We start from the raw sequence: 284 nt of genomic DNA, 5'->3' as shown, positions 1-284 counted from the left end.
CCTCCTTGACGAAGGGCACCAGCAATACATCCAGTTCCAGCATGCCGCGGCGGCTGTGCCAGTACAATCTGTTGAGTTCGGTAGCTTCGGTACTCATGGGGACTCCTGCGACAATCGGCGCAGTATAAGCCCGAAGCGCCCCGCCGCGCAGTGCGCCTGACATTCCCCCCGGGCGAGCCTATGATGAGCGGCTTCACTCGACAGGGAGCTGCAGCCGCAATGGCCGACTCGCCGTATTTCTGCCGCTTGACCCACGAAGGCGTCCTGGCCATCCGCGGGGTCGA

Annotated in this window: 1 protein-coding gene; it reads right to left on the bottom strand. The window is 63.4% G+C overall.

Translation table 11 applies throughout. The features are described 5' to 3' along the window. Positions 1-97 (bottom strand): succinate dehydrogenase assembly factor 2 (locus FS767_RS22175; protein WP_178102777.1); only part of this gene is annotated, 97 nt, incomplete at its 3' end. Between the last annotated feature and the right edge of the window lie 187 nt (positions 98-284).

It is taken from the genome of Pseudomonas sp. DE0010 (assembly GCF_007680745.1).
GTDB lineage: Bacteria > Pseudomonadota > Gammaproteobacteria > Pseudomonadales > Pseudomonadaceae > Aquipseudomonas > Aquipseudomonas parafulva_B.
The sequence above is the reverse complement of the archived record's forward strand: the minus strand, read 5'-3'. Positions and strand labels throughout refer to the sequence as shown.